Origin of the sequence: Chryseobacterium koreense CCUG 49689 (assembly GCF_001045435.1) — a bacterium.
Classification (GTDB): Bacteria; Bacteroidota; Bacteroidia; order Flavobacteriales; family Weeksellaceae; genus Kaistella; species Kaistella koreensis.
Map to the genome: position 1 here is coordinate 1 of NZ_LFNG01000063.1, position 702 is coordinate 702.

Here is a 702-nt window from a genome sequence, read left to right on the forward strand (position 1 = left end):
TGCATTCTGCTTTGGCTGAAGTTCTCTAAAGTCTGATTCATTATTTCAGAAAAAATCATGCTGTCTTTGCTTCCGGCGGTACTGGCGCAGGCGCCGGTAATGACGTGGTGTGCATCATCCACCGCCAACTGTCCGGCATAGTTCAGCTGGCGGGCTTTGCCGGGTTTTACCGAGATCTTCGCATCGGGATCGGTGGGGCTGTAATGCGTGTGGTTGCTGAGGAATTTGGGGCGGATGGTGTTGCCGTCTTCATCTTTCCTTTCGCTTTTGTTGTTGCCGGGCATGCCTTTGTAAGCTTCTTCTTTCCAGGCATGGTGCTGTTCTACCAGTTTCTTTCGGGTGGAAGTGGTTTTAAATTCGCTGTTTTCTTCCAGCTCATCCACAAAGGCGGAAGCATCTTCCAGAACTTCTTTTTCCACCAGGGAGTCCATACTCGCATTGGCCTTGATGAAGGCGGAGTCTACCGCCTGCCGCTTGCCTCTCACCATCCCTTTTTCCACACACAGGGAAAGCACTTTGCGGAAGAGTTCCAGAAACAGTTCTTCGCCAAACAGCTGACGCGTTCGGCTCAGCGTGGAATGCCACGGCAGTTCCTCATCAAGGTCGTAACCCAGAAACAGGCGCACATCCAGACTGTTGCTGCAGAAGCGCAGCAACAGTCTGGATGTGCGCCTGTTTCTGGGTTACGACCTTGATGAGGAA

At 52.1% G+C, this 702-nt stretch carries 1 protein-coding gene; it reads right to left on the minus strand.

The features are described from left to right. Positions 1–656 (minus strand): transposase (locus tag ACM44_RS14795; protein ID WP_241477200.1); only part of this gene is annotated, 656 nt, incomplete at its 3' end. Positions 657–702 lie beyond the last annotated feature (46 nt).